This window comes from Nostoc sp. 106C (assembly GCF_002154725.1).
Lineage (GTDB): Bacteria > Cyanobacteriota > Cyanobacteriia > Cyanobacteriales > Nostocaceae > Aulosira.
Genome location: NZ_MTAW01000104.1, coordinates 99,649 through 121,235, shown reverse-complemented (window position 1 = coordinate 121,235; position 21,587 = coordinate 99,649). Strand labels below are relative to the sequence as shown.

At 42.3% G+C, this 21,587-nt stretch carries 22 protein-coding genes; 11 read left to right on the top strand and 11 right to left on the bottom strand.

Annotated elements, in window-relative coordinates; all coding sequences use genetic code 11:
• The first annotated feature begins 13 nt into the window (after nt 1-13).
• On the top strand, nt 14-1,849 hold the full coding sequence (locus tag BV375_RS14210; protein WP_086761483.1) for an N-acetylmuramoyl-L-alanine amidase: 1,836 nt from the start codon (nt 14-16) through the stop codon (nt 1,847-1,849).
• Nucleotides 1,850-1,948: 99 nt separating this feature from the next.
• Here BV375_RS14210 and BV375_RS14205 read toward each other — a convergent pair whose 3' ends face one another.
• The 4 genes from BV375_RS14205 to BV375_RS14190 are packed head-to-tail and all read right to left on the bottom strand — an operon-like array spanning nt 1,949 to nt 5,329.
• On the bottom strand, nt 1,949-2,176 hold the full coding sequence (locus tag BV375_RS14205) for a hypothetical protein (RefSeq protein ID WP_086761481.1): 228 nt from the start codon (nt 2,174-2,176) through the stop codon (nt 1,949-1,951).
• Complete coding sequence (locus BV375_RS14200; RefSeq protein ID WP_086761479.1) at nt 2,169-2,651, bottom strand: PIN domain-containing protein; 483 nt, start codon at nt 2,649-2,651, stop codon at nt 2,169-2,171. Before BV375_RS14200 ends, BV375_RS14205 begins: the two co-directional genes overlap by 8 nt.
• Before the next feature lie 14 nt (nt 2,652-2,665).
• The gene (locus BV375_RS14195; protein WP_086761477.1) at nt 2,666-3,172 is read right to left on the bottom strand and encodes a DUF2085 domain-containing protein; all 507 of its coding nucleotides are present in this window, start codon (nt 3,170-3,172) and stop codon (nt 2,666-2,668) included.
• Between the two features lie 45 nt (nt 3,173-3,217).
• Complete coding sequence (locus BV375_RS14190; RefSeq protein WP_086761475.1) at nt 3,218-5,329, bottom strand: TIGR00300 family protein; 2,112 nt, start codon at nt 5,327-5,329, stop codon at nt 3,218-3,220.
• A 505-nt stretch (nt 5,330-5,834) separates the two neighbouring features.
• On the opposite strand from BV375_RS14190, the gene BV375_RS14180 reads away from it, so the two are divergent.
• Both BV375_RS14180 and BV375_RS14175 read left to right on the top strand, forming a co-directional pair.
• Complete coding sequence (locus BV375_RS14180; protein ID WP_166507445.1) at nt 5,835-6,110, top strand: nuclear transport factor 2 family protein; 276 nt, start codon at nt 5,835-5,837, stop codon at nt 6,108-6,110.
• A 23-nt stretch (nt 6,111-6,133) separates the two neighbouring features.
• Nucleotides 6,134-6,559, top strand: coding sequence for a GNAT family N-acetyltransferase (locus BV375_RS14175; protein ID WP_086761471.1), 426 nt, complete (start codon nt 6,134-6,136; stop codon nt 6,557-6,559).
• A 381-nt stretch (nt 6,560-6,940) separates the two neighbouring features.
• On the opposite strand, the gene BV375_RS14170 is transcribed toward BV375_RS14175, so the two are convergent.
• Both BV375_RS14170 and BV375_RS14165 read right to left on the bottom strand, forming a co-directional pair.
• The gene (locus BV375_RS14170; protein ID WP_086761469.1) at nt 6,941-7,207 is read right to left on the bottom strand and encodes a hypothetical protein; all 267 of its coding nucleotides are present in this window, start codon (nt 7,205-7,207) and stop codon (nt 6,941-6,943) included.
• Nucleotides 7,208-7,404: 197 nt separating this feature from the next.
• Nucleotides 7,405-9,054 carry an alpha/beta hydrolase gene (locus BV375_RS14165; RefSeq protein ID WP_086761468.1) on the bottom strand — a complete coding sequence of 550 codons (1,650 nt, stop codon included), beginning with the start codon at nt 9,052-9,054 and terminating at the stop codon, nt 7,405-7,407.
• A 781-nt stretch (nt 9,055-9,835) separates the two neighbouring features.
• Here BV375_RS14165 and BV375_RS14155 point away from each other — a divergent pair.
• The 3 genes from BV375_RS14155 to BV375_RS37600 all read left to right on the top strand — a co-directional run bounded on the left by BV375_RS14155 (nt 9,836) and on the right by BV375_RS37600 (nt 11,461).
• The gene (locus BV375_RS14155) at nt 9,836-10,276 is read left to right on the top strand and encodes a hypothetical protein (RefSeq protein WP_086761466.1); all 441 of its coding nucleotides are present in this window, start codon (nt 9,836-9,838) and stop codon (nt 10,274-10,276) included.
• 240 nt (nt 10,277-10,516) lie between these two features.
• A complete protein-coding gene (locus BV375_RS37605) occupies nt 10,517-11,056 on the top strand; it encodes a hypothetical protein (RefSeq protein ID WP_208099120.1) in 540 nt (179 codons plus the stop codon).
• A gap of 48 nt (nt 11,057-11,104) precedes the next feature.
• Nucleotides 11,105-11,461 carry a transposase gene (locus BV375_RS37600; protein WP_339376763.1) on the top strand — a complete coding sequence of 119 codons (357 nt, stop codon included), beginning with the start codon at nt 11,105-11,107 and terminating at the stop codon, nt 11,459-11,461.
• Between the two features lie 415 nt (nt 11,462-11,876).
• On the opposite strand, the gene BV375_RS14140 is transcribed toward BV375_RS37600, so the two are convergent.
• From BV375_RS14140 to BV375_RS14130, 3 genes are all read right to left on the bottom strand, one after another.
• Nucleotides 11,877-12,287 carry a PIN domain-containing protein gene (locus BV375_RS14140; protein ID WP_086761462.1) on the bottom strand — a complete coding sequence of 137 codons (411 nt, stop codon included), beginning with the start codon at nt 12,285-12,287 and terminating at the stop codon, nt 11,877-11,879.
• Nucleotides 12,284-12,484: a type II toxin-antitoxin system VapB family antitoxin gene (locus BV375_RS14135; protein ID WP_086761523.1), complete on the bottom strand. Its 201-nt coding sequence runs from the start codon at nt 12,482-12,484 to the stop codon at nt 12,284-12,286. The genes BV375_RS14140 and BV375_RS14135 overlap by 4 nt, the downstream gene beginning before the upstream one ends.
• 275 nt (nt 12,485-12,759) lie before the next feature.
• Entirely contained in the window at nt 12,760-13,812 is a 1,053-nt protein-coding gene (locus tag BV375_RS14130; protein WP_086761460.1) for a M20/M25/M40 family metallo-hydrolase, read from the bottom strand.
• A 213-nt stretch (nt 13,813-14,025) separates the two neighbouring features.
• On the opposite strand from BV375_RS14130, the gene BV375_RS14125 reads away from it, so the two are divergent.
• Nucleotides 14,026-15,252, top strand: a complete 1,227-nt coding sequence (locus BV375_RS14125; RefSeq protein ID WP_086761519.1) for a sulfite exporter TauE/SafE family protein — start codon at nt 14,026-14,028, stop codon at nt 15,250-15,252.
• On the top strand, nt 15,227-15,829 hold the full coding sequence (locus BV375_RS14120) for a hypothetical protein (RefSeq protein WP_208095712.1): 603 nt from the start codon (nt 15,227-15,229) through the stop codon (nt 15,827-15,829). The genes BV375_RS14125 and BV375_RS14120 overlap by 26 nt, the downstream gene beginning before the upstream one ends.
• A gap of 215 nt (nt 15,830-16,044) precedes the next feature.
• Here the strand turns inward: BV375_RS14120 and galE are convergent, their stop codons facing one another.
• Complete coding sequence (gene galE, locus BV375_RS14115) at nt 16,045-17,043, bottom strand: UDP-glucose 4-epimerase GalE (protein ID WP_086761458.1); 999 nt, start codon at nt 17,041-17,043, stop codon at nt 16,045-16,047.
• Between the two features lie 249 nt (nt 17,044-17,292).
• Between galE and BV375_RS14110 the strand changes: the two genes are divergently transcribed.
• Nucleotides 17,293-17,991, top strand: a complete 699-nt coding sequence (locus BV375_RS14110) for a hypothetical protein (protein ID WP_086761456.1) — start codon at nt 17,293-17,295, stop codon at nt 17,989-17,991.
• Between the two features lie 90 nt (nt 17,992-18,081).
• Here BV375_RS14110 and BV375_RS35980 read toward each other — a convergent pair whose 3' ends face one another.
• Nucleotides 18,082-18,261, bottom strand: coding sequence for a hypothetical protein (locus tag BV375_RS35980; RefSeq protein WP_143842086.1), 180 nt, complete (start codon nt 18,259-18,261; stop codon nt 18,082-18,084).
• Between the two features lie 118 nt (nt 18,262-18,379).
• Between BV375_RS35980 and BV375_RS14105 the strand changes: the two genes are divergently transcribed.
• Nucleotides 18,380-20,131 (top strand): ABC transporter ATP-binding protein, encoded by a 1,752-nt coding sequence (locus tag BV375_RS14105; RefSeq protein WP_086761454.1) that lies wholly within the window; start codon nt 18,380-18,382, stop codon nt 20,129-20,131.
• Nucleotides 20,132-20,217: 86 nt separating this feature from the next.
• The gene (locus BV375_RS14100; RefSeq protein ID WP_086761452.1) at nt 20,218-21,519 is read left to right on the top strand and encodes an ATP-binding protein; all 1,302 of its coding nucleotides are present in this window, start codon (nt 20,218-20,220) and stop codon (nt 21,517-21,519) included.
• The last annotated feature ends 68 nt before the right edge of the window (nt 21,520-21,587 follow it).

Sequence of the window (21,587 nt, the reverse complement as noted above, 5' to 3'; positions counted from 1 at the left end):
CTGTGATCTCGCTGTGAAAAAACTCGTAGGACTGGTAATATTAAGCCTGATTGTCACCTCCTCAGTAGCATTGGCAGATTCATCTCTTGTAGTTGTTTTTCCCAATACAAACTACCAAACAAGTGCGGAAAAAATCTTTTTTCTTGGTACTGCACCATCAGATGGTCAAGTGTTGTTTAATGGTAAGCCAATTACCCGCAGCAAGGCTGGTCATTTTGCCCCAAGTTTTCCCTTGCAATTGGGAGATAATTTGTTTACTGTGCGTCACCAAAATCAAGAACTTCAGATTAAGGTGACAAGACTTACCACTCAGCCTCAGCTACCACAAGGTTTAGCCTTTGCCAAAGATTCTCTAACGCCAGCAGCCGACATAGCCAGGCTACCAGGGGAATTAATTTGTTTTAGCGCGATTGCACCCTCTAACGCCAGTGTTTCTGTTAACCTGGCTAATCAAACTATTGCCCTTGCACCCCAACCCATCAAGGCACAACTACCAAATAATTTGGCTGCCTTAACGGGAAATAATCAACCTGCTAACCAGTCTATCGCAGGAAGGTATGAGGGTTGCACCATAGCACAAAAGCCTGATTCTCCAATCGAAACTAGCTCCCTAATTTACGGTAATAATATATTTTCCAGTGCTGTTATTCCAGATTCCGGTAAAAATATTGATTTGGGTAAACCAGAATTTCGACTGACACTTAATGGTCAGACTGTAACTCAGTCAGGTACTGGCAAAATTGAAATTCTCACACCCATAAAATTGCCCGTTGTTGAGGTAACAGCAGACTCAGGCGTAGCTCGCACTGGTCCAAGTACCGACCATTCAAGGCTCACACCATTACCTAAAGGAACCAGAGCCACAGTCACGGGGAAAGAAGGTGAATGGTTACGCCTAGATTATGGTGCTTGGATTAATAGTAAAGAAACCCAAGTTTTACCAGGTGCTATCTCACCACGTACAATCATTCGCAGTGTCGGCTATCGACAACTCCCTAGCGCCACGGAGATTGTTTTCCCGCTTGAAGTTCCTGTTCCTGTGAGCGTACAACAAAGCGATCGCTCTTTCAGCCTCACACTCTACAACACCACCGCCCAAACAGATATTGTGCGCACGGATGATAGTCCCCTAATTTCTCGCCTAGATTGGCAACAGGTGGCTCCCGGACAGGTTAAATACACCTTTAATCTCAAAAAATCTCAACAGTGGGGATATCAGCTGAGATACGAAGGTACGAGCCTAGTTTTAGCTTTGCGTCATCCGCCTGTAATCAAAGACAAAGCACGCAAACCTTTATCCGGCATCAAGATTTTACTTGATCCCGGACATGGGGGTAAAGAATCAGGTGCCAGTGGCCCAACTGGCTATTTAGAAAAAGATGTCAACTTGGCGGTCTCCAAGTTGCTGCGTGATGAGTTGGTGAAGCGAGGAGCGACAGTGGTGCTAACACGGGAGGATGATAAAGAAGTATCTTTAGGAGAACGGCAAGTAATTATTAGTAAAGAAGAACCTGCGATCGCTCTTTCTATTCATCACAACTCTTTACCCGATGATGGCGATGCAGAAAAAACTAAGGGATTTGCAGCCTTTTGGTATAACACCCAGGCACACAGTTTAGCACTATTTTTGCACAACTATGTAGTCAAAAACCTGGGCAGGCCTTCCTATGGTGTGTTTTGGGATAACCTGGCTCTGACACGTCCCACTGCTGCGCCATCGGTGTTGCTGGAATTAGGTTTTATGAGTAATCCCAATGAATTTGAGCAGGTGGTGAACGCAGGAGAACAGAAGAAGATGGCAAAAGTGCTAGCGGATGGGATTACTGAGTGGTTTAGAAAAGTGCAGTAAGATTTTGCAAAATAAGGGGAAGATGCGCTGTCTACGACGGGCTACGCCTACGCACTTCCAGTGGGGATAATCTAATTTCTAGGATCGGCAATGCCCACCCTACTCAATAATTTCCTCGTATTGATTAAGATTATCTTCTGAAGGTTGTTTCATTTGTGCAAAAACATCTTCTAAAGATTTTTTGTCTAGCCACTGATGACGTTCCTTTGTATAGTCACCTTGACCTGGACTGAAATGTTGAATAAATCTTATGGCATCGACAACTCCTAAAGAATCGACTAATGCTTGATAACCTTGTCTGATGATTTCCTGCTGTGTTCTAGCCATTGTTGTTTCCCTCTATTTGTATAACCTCTACTAGCCATTGCACAGGATTATTAATTTTTACGTTAATCAATTGAGAGTTTTTCTCGGCTTTTCTGAGGAGTCTATCGTCTGTCGTGAGGAAAATGTCGGCTTGGCTTCTTTCAGCACTTGCGATATGAGTGGCATCATAGCTAGAAAATCCCAAGCTTTGGAGTTCTGCTGATCGCTTTTCGATGAGTTGGCTGCTGATGACTTTGATTTTAGCGATCGCGAGTATTTTTTTGACATTCTTGAGTCTTTCTAGATCAGGAGTTTGGTCTAATTCTGCATCCAAAGCAGCGCTGGCGATCAGTCTCCAGATTCCTGATTGGCATTGGCTAAGAATTGTCAGGATTGCTTGTGTTTCCAGTGCAATCCGAGATTGTGTTTGATCGTCAAACGGACGATTGAGGCAACAAGCATCTAGATAAATTCTATAGTTATAGAAATTACGCATTCATTGGAAATCAGCTAATTGCTTGAAAGTCGCCCGTGCAAAATTGGCATAGTAAATAACCCCCACGCCAAACCCGTAATTAACCCAAAAGGCGTGACAATATAATTATTAAAACTCCACAAACCGAAAACCTGGGCTGCTAATTCCAAAGGATAGGCCATCATCAACACGCTGGCGATCGCAACACCATTCCAGCCATACTGATTTAACCAGTAAAAACCTTTACCACCCGTCGCCCCATACAACAGGCGCGTTATTAGTAAACCTGTGACAGTGCCATAACAACGCATACATACAGCCATGATAAAGGGTGGTGCTAAATCTAACCCCATATCAGGTTGTGGGCATACATGATTGCCCATGAAATAAATAATATTTGCAATCCTTGGTAGCAAAGGCACCCCAGACGCAGCAAGAAAGGGAGCAGCTAGCGGACCAATAACCATACCCGCCAGCATAAAATCAGCAAGCCAACTCACCCAATTAACCTGCAAGTCTCTGTTGAAAGCTACTCTTGCCATTCCCTTTCCCTTTCTTACCTTTGCGCCTTTGCGTAAGATTTTTTATTAACCTACCACCGCCCGATAAGGACTTGTCAACTTATCGAGCTGCTGTGTCAACAGACTGAGGAATAATCCCACATCTGTTACTACACCCACCGATTCTATCGAACCGCGATCGCTTAACTTGGTAACCACAGCCGGATTAATATCCACACACACCATTTTCACCCCAGCCGGTGTCATATTCCCTACGCCTATTGAGTGCAGCATACTAGATAGCATCAAAATCATTTCTGCACCTTCGATGTGTTTGGCATATTCCTGCTGTGCCTTGAGCAAATCCATTTGGGTATCAGGCAAAGGCCCATCATCCCGAATTGAACCGGCGAGTACAAACGGTACATGATTGTGGACGCACTCATACATCACGCCACTCTTAATTACCCCTGCTTCCACAGCTTTGGCAATACTTCCATAACGGCGAATGATATTAATTACCTTGAGGTGATGGCGGTGTCCACCACGCACAGCCACACCCCGCTTCATGTCTACACCGAGAGAAGTACCCATCATATTTTGCTCGATGTCATGAACAGCGATCGCATTCCCACCCAACAGCGCTTGCACGTAGCCTTCGCGAATCAGTCGTGATAAATGTTCGCCGCCGCCAGTGTGAATTACCACTGGTCCTGCTGTGACAACTACTTTACACCCAGCATCCCGAATTTTACGTAACTCCCAAGCCACTTGCTCAACGACTAATTCCACACGCCGCTCGCTGGAAACTCCTGCGGACATAAAGGTAAATTCTTGAGCATTACGCTGTTCTCGCGATTCTGTTTTGCGGATGGTGCGGATACCCAATACATCTACAATTACTTGTTCGCCTACTTCTAAATCGCGTAATATTTTACACTTAGCAACATAACCATTGGGAGATTGAGTAATTGCGATCGCGCCATCCATACGCTGATTTTGTACTTTCACCCACTGTCCCTTAATCCGCACTTCCGTAGGATAAATCGTACTCACATAGAAATCATCAGGAGCTACACCAGCTTGGACAACAGGCTCTAGTTTAGCATCGCGCTCATCTTGGGGTAAGTCTACAGCACCCAAATCAATCAACAGTGAGATAATTTCTTCCATCACCTCGTGGGATGGTGCCGATACCTTCACTTCAGCTGCTGAGGTACTTTGGCGCTGTTCTCCCAAGTTAAAATTCAGTACTTGGAAGCTTCCCCCAGTGTCTACAATCAAGTCCAGAGCGCGGTTAATCAAGCCAGAATCGAGCAAGTGGCCTTCTAGGCGGATGATGCGACTTTCTACAGAAACATTGGCGTGAATTTCATCTCTAACTGGTTCTGTTACCCGTAAGGTAAGACATTTCGCTGCACCACCAGCTTTGAGAAATTCCGTCAATGGCGTTTCAATGATTTGGAAACCCACATCTGTAAGGCGTGTTTTTAAAGCATCACTCGCCTTGTTCATGATCACAATGCTGTCCACATTCACCGCATTACAGGCGAAGTTAACCGCGTCGGCTTCTTCTATGGCGATGCGCTTTTCTGCTGCTACTCGCATTTCAATTAAGCGGTTGGAGTAGGAATCAAAAGCACCTGGGTAGTACAGTAAATAGCCGTTAGCCAAGGGACAGAAGCAAGTATCTAAGTGATAGAAGCGCTCATCAATCAGTCGCAAGGATAATACTTCAATATCCAGCCACTTAGCTAAGTAAGGATGAGAATCTAATTCTGAACGGAAGCCATAACCTGACCAGAGCCAGCGTCCTTCCCGGTCTAGCAGTGCGTCTCCTGCGCCTTCAAAAGGTAAGTCTTTAGGTAGCACATGCACTGTGTAACCGTTGGCTTCAAACCATTTTTGGAAGTAAGGCTCTTCTCCCTGACGTTCTTTGTGCAAAAAGCGGCTAAGAACTACATGATCCCCCAACACTAAGCCAGCGTTGGCGGTAAATACCATATCAGGCCAACCTTTTTCCGGTGTTACTAAATCTACAATGGCGTGGTCTTTGAGGACATGGTAGAGTTTTTGCCACTGTTCAACAGCGCGATCGCGGGATGATTTGTGAATGTTCCCTTCCATCCAGGGATTTATCACATAGTCCACATCATAGTGGTCAGGAGCACACATCAAAAAGCGAATAGAGGAAGTCATAAAAATATTACAAGCGTTGAGATGCTATAAGCTAATTTAGATACAGAGTCTTGCTGTACCATTTTGTCAACTTTGTTACAAAATGTCTGTATTCTGCTATTTCAAGACGATACAAAAGTTGGAATTTCTTCTAATTACCCAAAAAGATCAAGTGCAGAAAAGGCACATAAAGGATAAAGCGTCAAATCGCCAAAGGACTAATGGTACAAAGCCGAAAGTTCAATGTTGTGTAATTGTAGCGCTATTTGGTTCTCAAAAATTAGCATTCTCATCCACAGAAAATAAGCAAAAATATCATCAAACTGCGAGGATTGCCGGGGTTAGTCTCTTAAAAGAAAATTATTGAGTTGACTTACTCGAATTTAGCGAAGCATAAATGACTACTCAAGAAAGCTTACAACTAGTACGGCAGTTTTATGCAACTATCAGTAGCGGAGATATCGAAGCTACATTAAATGTATTGGCAGATGATGTGGAATGAAAAACTCTATTTCCCCGAGATATTGTGCCACATGGTGAAAAATGGCATGGTCGAGATGGAGTAGCGCAATTTTTATTTTTTTTGAATGAAAATGTAGAATTTCAGCAGTTCGAGCTAAAAAACTTTATTGCTCAGGACAATCAAGTTGCTGTAGTGGATCATTTTAAAGTTTTGGTGAAAGCAACTGGTCGCTACTACGAGCCTGATACTGTAGTAATTTGGACTGTTGAAGATGGCAAAATTAAGCAGTTTCGTGAGTTTACAGATACAACAGAAGCAGTCTCTGCGTTTCGCGAGTAATAGTGCAAAAAGGCGGATGATAAATGGCAGACCTCAAATTTACAGTTGAAGATAATCCTGCACAAGAGGATATTCGTACTGTTATTAACAAGCTTGTTGAATACAACAGCGATCGCCAAATAGAAAAAGACGAATACCAACCCCTAGCTATCTTAATTCGAGACCATAACAACTTTGTTGTCGGCGGTTTAGTTGGGAAAACACAATGGGGATGGTTGTTTGTCTCTCACCTGTGGGTTACAGAATTTTTGCGGGGTAAAGGGTATGGAAAGCAACTCATGGCTAAAGCTGAAGCAGCAGCCAAACAGCGCGGTTGTAGTTACGCCTACCTAGATACATTTAGCTTTCAATCCCTAGGCTTTTACGAACGTCTTGGTTATCAGAGATTTGGCGTGTTGGAAAACTTCCCCCCAGGATATCAACGGTATTTTTTAAAGAAAGAAATCTAGCTGTTTGTAGCGAATCGCTATGATTTCCATAGGATTGTGAAAATTATTTTTTCAAAATATATAATTTATCGCAATTTTAAAAATGATTGCGACATTTTAATTCATAACATTCAGACGCAAAATCCAAAATCTAAAATGCTATTAGGGGCGATCGCTTCCACTTGTGTCAACTTAAGCCCTGGCGAATAGAATTCGCGCGCCACTTGCTACTCTGCGGGAACGCTTACCTTGCGGGTTCTGCTTTGCAGTATAGCGAACAAGTCGGAAAACCCCCCAACGCAGTGGCTAAGGTTTTTGAAACCTACGGTGGTGGGTTTTGTCTGTATAGATGCGGTTTATAACCGCCGATTTCACATTAAGTTGACTTCGGGTATAGCTAATTTATCCAATTTCTATATCTGGTTCTTCACAGAAGTTAAATAAGGCTGACTCCGTTTCTGATTCATCTTCAAATACAGCAGAGATATACCATTCACATTGTGAATCATTTGTATATTCAGCCCAAGCAATTGTTACTGTTTCACTTGCGGGAATGCCTTCGTCATCTAATGTAAATTGAGACCACTCTTCATTATCTGGAGATGCCCACAATTCTGTAATAGCTAGATCGGTTTGATTGGTAACGGTAAAGGTGAATTGGTTTGACATGAAGATTTTACCTGTTTATCGATAAGTACATTACACACGCTGCAAAATACATTATGCATTCGTAAATATACTTAAGATATGACTATGCCTAAAAAATCTCCAATCAAGAATGTGAGACTCTGTAAGGGATTAATTGAGGCGGCGATTAGATATTGGATAATCTATTTTTTGGTATTAACTTAAGGAATCTTTGCGTCTTATTTGCCTGTAAATTCTTTCACTACTAACATCGCTTGTGGTGGAATTTCGGTAACTAGGCGAATGGGAAATGCTTGAGTAGAAGCAAACTGAGCATAATCTGGTGTAAGAAAAATTGCGTATTTCTCAGCTTCCGGAGTCATCTGTGCCGCAAAGGATAAAGCTATAGCTTTCAAGTATTTACGAATGTCAACTGCTTGCTCACCGACTACTTCGCCACCAGACAAAGGTGTATTTAGTTTTCCCTGCTGATCCATTGTGGTACTTGGGTCTTTGACACTCAGATGAGTACCCCCAAGTATGCCAACAAGCCATTTGGGTGATGGGATTTTATTAAAGCCAACAATTTGTTCAGGTAAAGCTGGGACGGTTTTATCTGCGGAACCCGCCCATACTAGAGTAGGTACTTGCAGTTTACTAAGACCAGTTTGACCAAACATCAAAGAGGTGGTAGGACTAAGAGCGATCGCTCGTTTTATCCTCTTATCCCCTAGTTGATATCTGTTAGCTGGTAATTCTTGGGCAACGCATTGCAGCGTTTCACCTAAACTAAAGGTAGCTACATTCTTTTTACAACTTTGTTTGAGACTTTCTAGTTGCATTTCGGCTCCAGCAATTGCTAAGGCTGTACCGCCACCAAACGAATAACCAATAATCATTGCGTTATTAGTGGCTATTTTTCCTTGCAATGGGTTTTTGGCTGTTTGGTTGAGTTTTTCGAGTTCATCAAGGACAAAACTAATATCCTTAGGACGATCTAAGAACTCCTGAGGCTGTAAAAGTCTGGTGTTATTTTTAATTGCTGAGTTGGTACTGGTCTCATTACTACCAGGATGTTCTAAAGCCGCTACTATATAGCCGTGGGAAGCTAGATGTTCTGCTAAGTAGCGCATATCTGTACGCACTGATGCGAAGCCGTGGCTAAAGACAATTATCGGTTTATCAGCAGTTGTAGCGTTTGACCAATAAACATCAACTGGGATTTTGCGATCGCGTTTTTGGTCTTTTAACTGCAAACCAAGAACCTGGACTTGTGCGCTTCCTGGTTGGCTGGGATCAAAGGGAAACGATATTTGAGGTGTGGTAGGGTTGAGTTGAGGAGCTATCGCCAGCATAAACTGTTGAGTCAGCCAAAAACCTGAGTTCAGACTACCTGCAACTGTAAATGCTTGTGGCAAGTTAATTTCTAGGCGTTTACTAGGATAGGACTTAATAAAGGAAAGTATAGAAAGACCTTGTGGTGAAGTAGAGCCTAGGACAAATCCGGCTCTTAGCGCTTGTGCGCCAGCCTGATCTTTTCTAACTAAAGCAGTTGCAAGGTCATTGAGAATGGTTGTCCCAATCTGCGTATTCAATAATCGACTAATGGTAACAACATTTAAAGGTATCCTTGTTCTGAGTGCTCCTAAAACTAAGCGGCGTTGTTGTTCAGATAAACTGTTGGTGTAAAATTCCAAATCACTAGGAAATTTTCCAGTGTCAGCGGCAGTTTGGAGATCGGCAACAGAGATCGATTCTGCAAACAGACCCAATCGAACAACAACTGTATCAGCAGCTTTTGCAGAGGTATTTGTCCCCAAAATTTGTGCGATCGCAAGCGCACAGAACCAACCTGTAATATTTTGTAGACTTCCCCTGGTGCTTCCCATGAACATCTTTTTTTTCCACGCTTAGGGGAATATAGCCGATATTCGTGTATTTTACTACCTTTGCTGTAAAAAATCTTATCAGTCGATCTGCTATCTTCTTATAAATTTCCTCGGGTAGCCTATTCGCGCTCGATAGCTTCAAATAATGCTTGAAAATTTCCGTTACCTAATCCTTGTGCGCCTTTACGTTGGATAATTTCAATAAAAAATGTTGGTCTTGCCACTAATGGTTTAGTAAATATTTGCAGCAGATATCCTGTTTTGTCTCGATCAAGTAAAATTTTTAGTTCTCGCAGAGTATTAATATTTTAATCAATTTCACCAATACGTTTTGGCAAATTGTTGTAGTAAATGTCAGGTGTATCTAAAAATTCAATACCATTACTTCGCAATTGTTTTAATGCCTGAAGTTTCGAGCAGAACAAAATTTTATGTAACAAAATATCAGTCTGTAAGATTTTCTACCATTGTTTCATGATTTTGGAAATAATCCTCTAGATAGTTTGCACTAAAATGAATTTGCTGCTGTTGAACTTTTTGGCATAAAGCTAAGATGCTTACGCATTAGGCTTTTTATCATGAATATTACCATTGAGTTATTTCAACCTCAAATCAGTGTTGATTGCCACAAAAAACGAATTGGCGATCGCCTATTTTAATAAGGTAAATAAACTCTATAAAATTTTTGTAGTGACAGTCTGAAATCCAATTCATGGGGCAGATTAAATCACTAATATTGCCGACTATATGTCATTAAGTAAATAAAATTTCTGTTGAGTTTATGCATCGTCAACTCTTCCATACCTTAGTTTTTCTATGTTCACTAATTATTGTAATTCTGTTGTGGCCTATAAATGATTCTGATTGCAATTCAGCAGCTTTCCTCGCATCAAAAACTAAAAAATTCCAAGTTCAGGCGACTAAAGTTGTTGTTCAGCCTTGGCGTGGTGAACATCATGTATATGGTATCTTTATGGTTCCTAATGAATACAAGCAATCTCCACTTTTTGTGTTAACTGTCAAAGGTTTTGGTAGTGAATGTTCTAAACCATTTGGCTACAGTCAAAACTATGATGATATCTCTGCCGAACCAGGAACACATTTAGTTAGAGACTACATGAGAACTCGTACTGCACTGCGGCTAATTCTACAAGGTTTGTACTGGCAATTAAATGATAAACAGAACTGGACTTTGACCTATCCTCAACCTAAAGACAGATGAGTATTAATCACTGCGATGGTCGCTCTCTAAATGACTTCTCGTAGCCATTTTCCTTCGCCCACTGGCGCAAAAATTCTACTCGTTGCTCATAAAGTTCTTTTTCATAGCCGGAAAGGTGGTTCACATACTGTTGCATCATATTGAGCCAATGAAGCGTACAGGGGGAACAGACCAGTCTCTAGAGATCGGTTTCGTGGTAAAAAAGAACGGTCTCGTAAATTGAACAAGACTGTCATCATAATGTTGCCCTTATTCTATCAAAGATTGCTGGAAAAATACCTCACTCAATCGCAGTTAATCACTCTAAAAATGTTGGTGTGGTTGCTACAGAATCAAAAACAAATCAGATTAGAAAGACTAGCGGCAACGCTACCTTTACCAATACAAGAAAACAGCCGTAGGCGGCATTTACAAAGATTTTTAACTTTGAACGCATTGAGTGTAGTACTGCTTTGGTTTCCCATAATTGAAGAAATAATAAACCGACATTTTAAAGCCGGGTCACAATTAACCATTGCTATGGATAGAACGCAGTGTAAAGAAAACAATGTGTTAATGGTTAGCGTGATTTATCAAAAAAGAGCATGGCCAATATTTTGGTGTTTATTAGAGAAAGATGGTAGCAGCAATCTACAAGAGCAGCAAAAAGTATTACGCCCAGTGATTCGGTTGTTAAAGAATTATAAATTAGTGATTATTGGTGATAGAGAATTTCACAGTATAGAATTAGCACAATGGTTGCATAGACTGAACATCAGCTTTGTATTCCGCCAAAAATAGGACACGACTTTTCGTCATAAAGGACGCTCATTCCAACCTTTAAATACCATTCCTATTTATCCAGGTATCCGCCAATTTTATACCAATATCAAGTTTACTCAAAAACGAGGCTTTGGTCGCTTTAATTTGGCAGTTTACTGGAAAAGGAAGTACCGAGGTAAACAAGAGAAAGAAGCTTGGTATTTATTAACCAATCTGCCTGACCTGGAAAGTGCTGTCAAAATCTATCGTCAACGTTTTGGCATTGAAGCTATGTTCAAAGATTGTAAAACAGGTGGTTACAATCTGGAAGGTTCTAAAGCTAGCCCTGATAGACTTGTGCGTTTAATTTTCTTAATTGCTTTAGCCTTAACGAGTGCTTGGTTACATGGACAAAGAACTAAATTACAAAAACAACAATCTTAATATTTGTCGCACTCAAGAAAAAAATCGAACTCCTAAGCGACACAGTAATTTTTGGATAGGTTTATATGGTGAGTCAGCGCTGGGGGAGGGTTTCCCTCCGCAGGCGACTGCGAACCCGAAGGGTCAAAATTGGATAGTCGCTTGGCATGAGTGCCAGATATGGGTCGAGGAACTGGTCAGTTCCATTCGCAATAAGCACAGCTTTTATCAAAGGGGTTTAAGAGCTATGAAGCTTATACAGCAAGCACTTTAGCCAGCTTGTCGCCCCTTGAAGTTATACGGTATAACACACGCTACTGGCTTGGCAAGGCTAAAGTTGTGCATTAGATTTCTAATTGATAGGGCGCTAAAGCGCAACTACAAACATTTTTATTGCAACATTTTAGTTTTGTCACGCCACTACTGGCGTGACGGGCTAACCTTCAACAATCAATAGAAGAACAGGAATGTGTGCTTGGAAACTCTGAAAATCGTTGTCAGTGGTGAGGATGCTGTAGCTTCGACGATGAGCAACCGCACAAATCAGAAAATCAGTATTTGAGCCTTGGATGCCATTACTGCGGCATGTGTTGAAAAACTCGGCGGCGAGTTCGTAGTCTTCAGGTATGAGTTCTAGATCGGGGAAGGCTCGAAGGTAATCCCGCATCTGGGTAAACTGTTCTGAACTGCGAACTCCAGAAAGGATTTCTTGGCGAATTGCGCCTAGCAAGACAACTTGATCATCAGTGATGAAATTCCGCAATAGTGTGACGGCAGGAGAAGAATTGGGTGGTGTTTTCCGACGCAGAGCCAGTGACCAAACAGAGGTATCAACAATGACGCTCATGTTTGCTGACGTTGATGCTTGTAGTCGTAGTCTTCGTCATAATCAATGGTGCCAAAGAGGTCTAACACTTTGAGCCGCTTACGACGTTGAATATATTCACGAAGTGCTGTTTCAACCAGAGCATCAATAGTTGTGTGGTCATCCAGTGCCAGTGCTTCTTGCAGCAAAGCTTCGTCTATTTTGAGTGGGGTAGCCACGATCAATTTTGACCCAACGACAGCGTAAATCAATGTTATCGCACTTTCTCTTTCTTGCTTCTTCCCAAGGTCAGGAGCGATCGCCCTCACCAACTTAAGTTCTCATATCAATTCCCACCTAAATCTTTCTGCGAGTGCAACATTTCCGTGCAGAGCCAGGTAAGCTAACCCGCCTTTAAGTTGCAGAATCCTTAGCCTCAGAAAGACGCGGCGACGCGGAGAAAGGGAGACACGGAGATGCAATTTTAATGATTATTAGCTTAACATCCAAATTACTATTGAGTTGCCAAATTCTCCTCATTCTCTAACAATTTATTAGTAGTATTCAGCACAATCTGGGCTGAACCTATAAAGAAATCACGGTCAATTGTAGCTGGTATATCGCTAGGTTTATGGTAGTGAGGAGTTCGGAGATTAGCAGTATCAGTTACTAAGACAGCACCTACTCCTTGATACCAAAATGGTGCATGATCGCTGCGTAGGGTGTCTGGTGTCAGCAAGCCTTTGAGAGGAATAGGCAGTGTGAGGACTGAGGGTAGATTTGAATCTTCTTTATTCAAAGCTGTAGGCGAGATTTGCTGGGAGTTTTGAAAGGCATTCAGCAAAGGTAAATGTTCTGTATCGCCAACTACCGCTAAAAAGTCGCCCTTATCGCTGGGTGGGGTAACAGGTAAAGCTGCTGGATACTGCTGACATCCGGTAGTGTGGCAAGCATAACCTACCATATCCATAACAATGACACCGCGTAGATTTTGCAAACGTGCTGTTTTGCTCACAAAAGCCTTACTACCCAAAAGTCCCGCTTCTTCTCGATCAAAAAAAGCTAGCTGCAATGTTCGCGGTGTTGGTTGTGCACCAAGAATTCTAGCAACTTCCAGTACTACAGCTACACCACTGGCGTTATCATCAGCACCCGGAGAAGCAGCAACAGTATCATAATGAGCAGCGACAAGAATCGCACCAGCTTTTTTGTTAGTTCCCTGGCGTTCGGCAAAAATATTCACACCGTCAGAGAACTTTTCTAACCTAGGTGTCCAGCCTAATTTTCTCAGTTCAGTTGTAATATAAGTGCGAGTACGCGATCGCTCAGCGCTCGTATAACGCTGAAAATTCAACTTTTGAATGTGGCTAAACAGCTTGTCAGCCGACACTAGTAAATTGCTAGATACTGGCTGCAATTTCTGTGCTGGAGTATTTTCTTTGGGAATACTTTGAACAATTGCTGGTGAGGGAGGCTGCTCAAATAAGTCATTTTTGGCAGTACCTCTACTACTCACAACAACAACTACCACTAGGAGTAACAGCGCCAGCCAAATCCATTTTTTCATGCGATCGTCCCTGCTTCTCAAACTTACGGTAGCGCAAACAGCAAGTTTGACAGCTCGTCTTTTGACAGAGTCACCAATTTCACTTAAAGTTCCGCAGTATAACAGTGCTGAGTGGTGAGTGCTGAGTACTGAGGAAAAAAGGAGAAATGAAGAGAAAATAATTTCTTCATGCTTCCACCCAAAACTCAGAATCAAGGACTCAGGAATTTATTTATGCTAGATTTATCACTCATTACAATCCTGGGGTTTCTGGGTAGTTTTGGACATTGTTTTGGGATGTGCGGTCCCTTAACAATGGCATTCTCCTTATCTCATCAGCAGGGAACTCCTGATTGGCGACAGCAATTAAAATTTCATATCTTATTAAACCTAGGGCGGCTGTTGAGTTATACCCTAGTCGGTGCTGGGATTGGTGCACTGGGTTCAGTATTGGTAGAAGGTGGACAGCTAGCAGGTATTGGCAGTGAATTACGTCGCTGGATAGCAATTATTACTGGTTTAATGTTGATTTGGTTTGGGTTAGGACAAATAAAACCTGGACTGCTACCTCAAATTCCAGTTTTACATCCTCTATTACAAGGAAAATTACACGATCGCCTTAGTACAGGAATGGTCAACCTTTCTTCACAACCTAGATGGTGGACACCAGCACTTTTGGGGATGACTTGGGGATTAATGCCTTGTGGTTTCTTGTATGCAGCCCAAATTAAAGCCGCTGAGACTGGTAATTTATGGATGGGTGCGGCAACTATGCTAGCTTTTGGCTTGGGAACCCTACCGACTATGTTAGGTGCAGGTATTTCTGCTTCGTTGGTAAGTCAAGATCGGCGTAGTCAGTTGTTTCGCTTAGGCGGTTGGGTGACTCTCACCATTGGCGCAATTACTTTGCTGCGAACTGGCGATACAATGGTCGATTATACCGGACACGCTGCCTTAATTTGCTTGATCCTGGCACTAATAGCTCGTCCCATTAGTAGGATTTGGGCATCACCCTTGCGTTACCGTCGTGCTTTGGGAGTGGCAGCTTTTGTGCTGTCTGTCGCTCACACTATCCACATGCTGGAACATTCACTGCAATGGAATTTTGCCGCTTTCTGGTTCTTGCGGCCAAAGTTCCAGTGGAGCATAGCTGCGGGTGTTGTAGCATTGATATTGATGACTCCCGCTGCTTTCACAAGTTTTGACTTCTGGCAAAAATATTTAGGTAAGCGTTGGCGACAGATTCATCTATTGAGCTTGCCTGCTTTACTGTTGAGTGTGATTCATGCGGTTTTGATTGGTTCCCATTATCTGGGTTCTTTACAATCAAATGGGGGGAATAAATTAGCAGCAGCGCTACTGGGTTTTTTTACCCTTTGTGTGCTGCTGGTGCGTTCGCGGTGTTTTTGGTCAAGGTTATCCATAGCAAAATTTTATGTTCCCCCAACTAAGTCACGCTAAATTTTCTCTTCCGTTAGCTTTTTTATTAGTCATCTCAGTCAATGAGCTTCACGCCGCCTCTGCCCATACAGTAAAAATAGCCGCAGATGTTGGTGGTACTCTCCATATTGAACCGAATGATAATCCCCAAGCAGGAAGCCCTGCACAAGCTTGGTTTGCTCTGACTCGCAAAGGTGGAAAAGCGATCGCCCTCAAAGAGTGTAATTGCCAGTTGGCTGTTTATGCCGAACCCCATACAGCAAAAGAGCCACCACTGTTAGAACCTCCTTTAAAACCTGTGTCTGCTGAACGCTATCAAGCTACACCAGGTGCAGAAATTACATTCCCCAAACCAGGGGTTTATTTATTGAGACTGAGTGGTAAACCTACAGCAGGGGCAAGTTTTAAACCTTTCGAGTTAAAGTTTGACGTAACTGTAGCATCAAGTTCGGCTAATGTATCACAAAGTATTAAGAATGTCAATAACGATCTAGTAGAGGCTCAATCTCAATCTTTACCATTGTGGGCGATCGCCGCCGCCATCTTTGCAACCTTAGGTATTGTGTTAGCTGTGGTGCAAAAGCGGAGAGGAAGATAGGGGACAAGGAGGAGCCACTGCGTTGCGCGGGTTCCCAAGGCACTCCGTTGGGCGGCTCCGCCGACTTGTAGACACCCGGAGGGTGGCTTCCCGCAGGGTAGGAAGTGCCGCCGCGTTGTAGCAAGTGGCGTGGACAAGGCAGACAAGCAGAATAACTAGTAATCAATAACAAATGCCAAATGCCAAATGACAAATGCCAAATGCCAAAGGACCAATTACTTATGTCGCTGTTGATGCCACTGCCACGCATGTAGGACAATATCTTTGATGCCTGGGTATTGGGGTTGCCAACCTAAGATTTTTCTGGCTTTCTCGCTACTGCCGATTAAAGATGGTGGATCTCCGGGACGGCGATCGCATTCCTGTACGGGGAGCGTCAATCCGGTCACCTCCTCGGACGCTGCAATTACTTCTTTAACAGAGAAACCTAGACCATTGCCTAAATTGAAAACTTCGCTGTCGCCACCTTGCAATAAATATTCCAATCCTAAAATATGGGCGTCTGCTAAGTCGCTAACGTGAATGTAATCTCTAATGCAGGTGCCATCGGGTGTAGGATAATCAGTGCCGAAAATTGAAATCGATTCGCGCTTGCCTAAAGCTGTCAGTAGCACCAAGGGGATCAAATGGGTTTCTGGGTTGTGATCTTCACCCAGTAGTCCATTGGGATCGGCACCAGCAGCATTGAAGTAGCGAAAACGCACTGATTTTAAACCATAGGCAACGTCAAAATCTGAGAGAATGCGCTCTACCATTAACTTAGTAGCGCCATAGGGATTAATCGGATTTTGGGGATGATTTTCTGGAATCGGTACAACTTCCGGCACCCCATAAGTTGCACAAGTAGAAGAAAAGACAAATTTCTTAATGGACGCTGCCAGCATTGCTTCTAACAGCACCAAAGTACCTAAAACGTTGTTGCGGTAGTATTTGGCGGGGTCTGTAACTGATTCTCCTACGTAGGCGTAGGCTGAAAAGTGCATGACTGCATCAATATTGCGGGTTTGAAATAGCTGATCGAGCAGAGCGCGATCGGATGTATCGCCTGCTATCAGTTCTACTTGTAGAACTTTCTCTACTAAGTCGCGATGCCCGTACACTAGGTTATCAAGAATTACTACTTCATAACCCGCTCGCTTGAGGGCAAGAACTGTATGGGAACCTATATATCCTGCTCCCCCCGTCACTAAAATTGTGGGCTTTCTAGGCGACATAGTTTTTCCTTTTGAGTTATAACTACTTAATTAATTTAAGTTACTAATGCCTCATTACTTATTGGCAAAATTCTAGATAATACACCCAGTATCAAAAAATTGCACTAAAATCACTACGACGGTAGTCTTTGGTTGTGAGGTTTGAGGTATTTTAAGTCAGGTAACAGTACGATTACAATTTGACGAGAAAATAAATCCGCTGCCCGAAACCTTGAGGCTGACCGCGGAAAATTTGAGAGTTAATATATTATGTTTCTACTCCTAAGCCGAGTACTACTGTGGCTGTTAATTGGCACTGTTGTATATTCTTTGTTCCAAAGAGTCTATCCAACAGGTAATTTTGTCGGGCGATTACTCGTAGTCCTTGCGTTGATCGTCATCGCGCTGGCGTTCATTAACCCCAATGAACCAGCGGTGGCGTCTTTGTGGAGGTTAATCTCATTTCCGCTCAAACCACTGGGAGCATCGATTTTGATGTTAATTTTTGCTTCCCAGAGAATTAAGGGAGGTGGAATAGATAAACCAGGAGGATACTTACTAGGTTGGGCGCTGACAATTTTACTGTTAGCAAGTACACCAGCTATTGCCTACTTCCTGGTCAGGGCACCAATAGCAACTGTAGGTAATCCTCAGTTAGCAACTTTAGAGCAACTTTCTCCCACATCTGAAATTTTGGTGGCTTCGGTTCCAGACACCACGGCCAATATCTCTGATGTTGTAGGGAATGGCATTTTATCTCAGAGTGATATGGTTGGGTCAGCCATCGCTTTGAATCCATTAGATATTAAAGTTCCGCCTTACCTATTGCAGAATCCTCAGGACATTAGAACACGCGGGTTAAGAATTGAAGACTTTGTACCAAGTGCAGAAACCCTGCAAGTAACAACACAAGCTTGGGAAAGTTATCTCAACCAAATCTACTTTTTCTTGCGTGGTCGTCAGACATAAAGCTAAAAAGTTAACAATAACAAGGCCAAGACACTCTGTCCTGGTGGCTGGCCTTTTTAAACTATGATTTCTGCCAGAATAAAAGAAGGTTCAGTAGATTTGCTTGCAAGAGTCATTTGTCATTGGTGAACCAGTGCGTTGCACAGGACAGTTGCGTAGTGAGGCAATGCGGTCTTGGGGGTTTCCCCTATGAGCAATTGCCGAAAGGGTTACCCGACTTGAGGAGCCACTGCGTTGGACGAGTTTCCGGCTTAAAGCAAGTGGCGGCAAACTGTCCGTTGAGGCTGCCTCCGTTGTAGCAACTGGTGAACCCGAAGGATCAATTGTCCTTTGTTATTTCTCTGCGGCTCTGAGTTCCTCTGCCCTCTGCTCCCCGATTTTTTTCTGAATGGTAAAATCTCGACGACTAGCTAAACTTGGTGCTTACCTGCGTCCCCATTGGCGGGAGGCAATGTTGGGTATTCTGGCTTTGTTAACTGTAAACGGATTAGGCGTTTATATTCCTTGGTTGATTCGCGCTTGTGTTGAAAAACTCTCAACAACTTTTAGCTGGTACGAAGTTTTAAACTACGTAGTCATTATCATCTTGCTCAGTTCAGCAATGTGGTTAATCCGCATGGCTTCACGTATCTGGCTGTTTGGCGTGGGACGTGAGGTGGAATTTGACTTAAAACAGCGGATTTTTGAACACTTACTTAAGCTAGAGCCTTCTTACTTTGCCACCAATACCATTGGTGATTTAATTAGTAGGGCTACTAGTGATGTAGAAAATATCAAGCGGTTGTTGGGTTTTGCAGTCCTAAGTTTAGCAAATACATTGTTTGCCTATACTTTGACACTGCCAGTGATGTTGGCAATTAGTGTAGATCTCACCTTAGCTTCCCTGGCAGTATATCCCTTGATGTTCTTCTTGGTGCATCTTTTTAGCGATCGCCTCCGTAAACAACAAACGGTGGTACAAGAGCAACTTTCTGACATTAGCGAACTCATCCAAGAGGATATTAGCGGCATTGCCCTGATTAAAATTTACGCTCAAGAAGAAAACGAGCGTCGAGCCTTTGCTAAGAAGAATCAGGCGCTATTGTCTGCTAATTTGGAACTAGCCAAAAGCCGAAATACTCTGTTTCCCCTGATTGGCGGTTTAGCTAATATCAGTTCACTGGTAATTATCTGGCTAGGTGCAACACGAATTGCTGCTGGAACTCTTGCTGTTGGAGATTTTCTGGCACTACTAATTTATGTAGAACGTCTAGTTTTTCCTACCGCTTTGTTAGGATTTACCATTACTGCTTATCAAAGGGGTGAGGTGAGTATCGATCGCCTAGAGTCTATTCTCTCAGTAACACCGAAGATTCAAGACACAACCGATGTCATCCATTTACCCAAGAATGAAGTTCAGGGGAAATTGACGGCTAAAAATTTCAGTTACACTTACCCAGGTGCTACTACCCCTGCTTTAGAAAATCTCAACTTTACGATCAATCCTGGGGAAACGGTGGCAATTGTTGGAGCTATCGGTTCGGGGAAATCTACTTTAGCAAATGCCTTACCACGCTTGTTGGAAATTGAATCAGGGCATTTATTTCTGGATGGGTTGGATATTACGAAGATAGCATTAGCAGATTTACGAGGTGCGATCGCCTATGTTCCCCAAGATAGCTTTCTGTTCAGCACCACAATTAAAAATAATATCCGCTACGGCGATCCAATCAGAGAACAGCAGAATGTAGAGCTGGTAGCGCAACAGGCACAAATTCACTCAGAAATTAGCAATTTTCCGCAGCAATACGAGACTATAGTAGGTGAACGCGGAATTACGCTTTCTGGTGGGCAGCGGCAACGTACTGCCTTGGCTAGGGCAATGCTAGTTGATGCGCCAGTTTTAATATTAGATGATGCCCTCTCCAGTGTAGATAATCAAACTGCTACACAAATTCTAAAAAATCTCTCTAGTGGTACTGATAAAAAAACAGTTGTTTTTATTACTCATCAACTATCTGCTGCTGCTGCGGCTGACCGCATTTTTGTGATCGATAATGGGAAAATTGTCCAGATGGGCAATCATTTAGAACTGGTGCAACAACAAGGTCTTTACAGGAAGTTGTGGAGCCAGCATCAGATAGAGGAGTTATTACATTAGGGTTTCAGTACTAGAGACAATCCTCTGTAGTATGCGTATAATTTGTCAAGTTACTTACTTGACAAATTATACAAAGTAAATACTCTATGCTGCAATTACTACAAAGTTTCTTTGTTGATGGAGGATTTATTCCGCATGGACACTGCTACCTGTGGAAACCAGGGTTAGTATTACTACATATCCTCTCAGATTTTTTGATTGCCTTAGCCTATTTCTCGATTCCGATTGCGCTGGTTTACTTTGTTAGAAAGCGAGAGGATTTGCCCTTTAAATCAATACTTCTATTATTTGGTGCTTTCATCGTTTCCTGTGGTACAACACACTTAATGGAAATATGGACGCTTTGGCATCCAACTTATTGGCTGTCTGGTTTAATTAAAGCGATCACGGCTTTTATTTCAATTTATACAGCTATTGTATTACTGCCGATAATTCCTCAAGCCCTCGCTTTGCCAAGTCCAGCACAACTGGAGGTAGCTAACAGTCAACTGAAACTTACACTGCAAGAATTAGAAAAAACGCAGGCTCAACTAATTCATAGCGAAAAAATGTCTTGTTTAGGACAATTAGTTGCGGGTATTATTCATGAAATTAACAACCCGATTAATTTTATTTATGGCAATAGTACAGCAGCTAATGAATATGCCGAAAACTTGCTCGATTTAGTTTCACTTTACCAAGAATGCTATCCAATTCCCCAATCAGAAATTCAAGTTCGGGTTGAGAAGATTGATCTCGATTTCATTAGAGAAGACTTACCTAAAATCTTATCCTCTATACAAATGGGAGCCGATCGCATTCGCAAACTAATCTTAGGTTTACGAAATTTTTCTCGATTAGATGAAGCAAATATAAAGGAAGTTGATATTCACGAAGGAATTGATAGCACTCTCCTAATTTTACAAAATCGCTTAAAAGGCAAAACGGATCATGCGGAGATCCAAGTTATTAAAGAGTATGGTAAATTACCGAAAGTGGAGTGTTATCCTGGACAACTTAATCAAGTATTTATTAATATCCTAAATAATGCTATTGATAGTTTAAAAGTCTCAACTAATAAGCCTCAAATTCGCATTCATACTGAGGTTTTAGAAGACAGCAATCAAGTGCTGATTCGGTTTACTGATAATGGCTGTGGTATGACACAAGAGGTACAAGAAAAAATACTTGATCCCTTATTTATTAAGAAATCTAGTACAATTACAAATCTAGGTATGTCTATTAGCCACCAAATTATTGCTCAACATGGTGGTCAGTTAAAGTGTATTTCAGCAACAGAGCAAGGAACAGAAATTGCAATTCAAATTCCAATGCGAATGAAATCTGCTGAATCATTGAGAATTAAACCAGTAGATAAAATAGTTCCCTCTAGTTCAAGCATTAATTAAAAGTTAGGTAAAATTGCTGTTTTTACATAATTTTACGTATTTACCGATATTTATAGTCAAGACTATGT

What these genes read in the sequence shown, in the direction of transcription:
- BV375_RS14125 (WP_086761519.1), top strand. Translation starts at nt 14,026, where the DNA reads ATGCTAGATTTATCACTCATTACAATCCTGGGGTTTCTGGGTAGTTTT.
- BV375_RS14175 (WP_086761471.1), top strand. Translation starts at nt 6,134, where the DNA reads ATGGCAGACCTCAAATTTACAGTTGAAGATAATCCTGCACAAGAGGAT.
- BV375_RS14190 (WP_086761475.1), bottom strand. Translation starts at nt 5,329, where the DNA reads ATGACTTCCTCTATTCGCTTTTTGATGTGTGCTCCTGACCACTATGAT.
- BV375_RS14140 (WP_086761462.1), bottom strand. Translation starts at nt 12,287, where the DNA reads ATGAGCGTCATTGTTGATACCTCTGTTTGGTCACTGGCTCTGCGTCGG.
- BV375_RS37605 (WP_208099120.1), top strand. Translation starts at nt 10,517, where the DNA reads ATGTTGCCCTTATTCTATCAAAGATTGCTGGAAAAATACCTCACTCAA.
- BV375_RS14105 (WP_086761454.1), top strand. Translation starts at nt 18,380, where the DNA reads ATGGTAAAATCTCGACGACTAGCTAAACTTGGTGCTTACCTGCGTCCC.
- BV375_RS14155 (WP_086761466.1), top strand. Translation starts at nt 9,836, where the DNA reads ATGCATCGTCAACTCTTCCATACCTTAGTTTTTCTATGTTCACTAATT.
- BV375_RS14100 (WP_086761452.1), top strand. Translation starts at nt 20,218, where the DNA reads ATGCTGCAATTACTACAAAGTTTCTTTGTTGATGGAGGATTTATTCCG.
- BV375_RS14170 (WP_086761469.1), bottom strand. Translation starts at nt 7,207, where the DNA reads ATGTCAAACCAATTCACCTTTACCGTTACCAATCAAACCGATCTAGCT.
- BV375_RS14110 (WP_086761456.1), top strand. Translation starts at nt 17,293, where the DNA reads ATGTTTCTACTCCTAAGCCGAGTACTACTGTGGCTGTTAATTGGCACT.
- BV375_RS14205 (WP_086761481.1), bottom strand. Translation starts at nt 2,176, where the DNA reads ATGGCTAGAACACAGCAGGAAATCATCAGACAAGGTTATCAAGCATTA.
- BV375_RS14195 (WP_086761477.1), bottom strand. Translation starts at nt 3,172, where the DNA reads ATGGCAAGAGTAGCTTTCAACAGAGACTTGCAGGTTAATTGGGTGAGT.
- BV375_RS14130 (WP_086761460.1), bottom strand. Translation starts at nt 13,812, where the DNA reads ATGAAAAAATGGATTTGGCTGGCGCTGTTACTCCTAGTGGTAGTTGTT.
- galE (WP_086761458.1), bottom strand. Translation starts at nt 17,043, where the DNA reads ATGTCGCCTAGAAAGCCCACAATTTTAGTGACGGGGGGAGCAGGATAT.
- BV375_RS14120 (WP_208095712.1), top strand. Translation starts at nt 15,227, where the DNA reads ATGTTCCCCCAACTAAGTCACGCTAAATTTTCTCTTCCGTTAGCTTTT.
- BV375_RS14165 (WP_086761468.1), bottom strand. Translation starts at nt 9,054, where the DNA reads ATGGGAAGCACCAGGGGAAGTCTACAAAATATTACAGGTTGGTTCTGT.
- BV375_RS14200 (WP_086761479.1), bottom strand. Translation starts at nt 2,651, where the DNA reads ATGCGTAATTTCTATAACTATAGAATTTATCTAGATGCTTGTTGCCTC.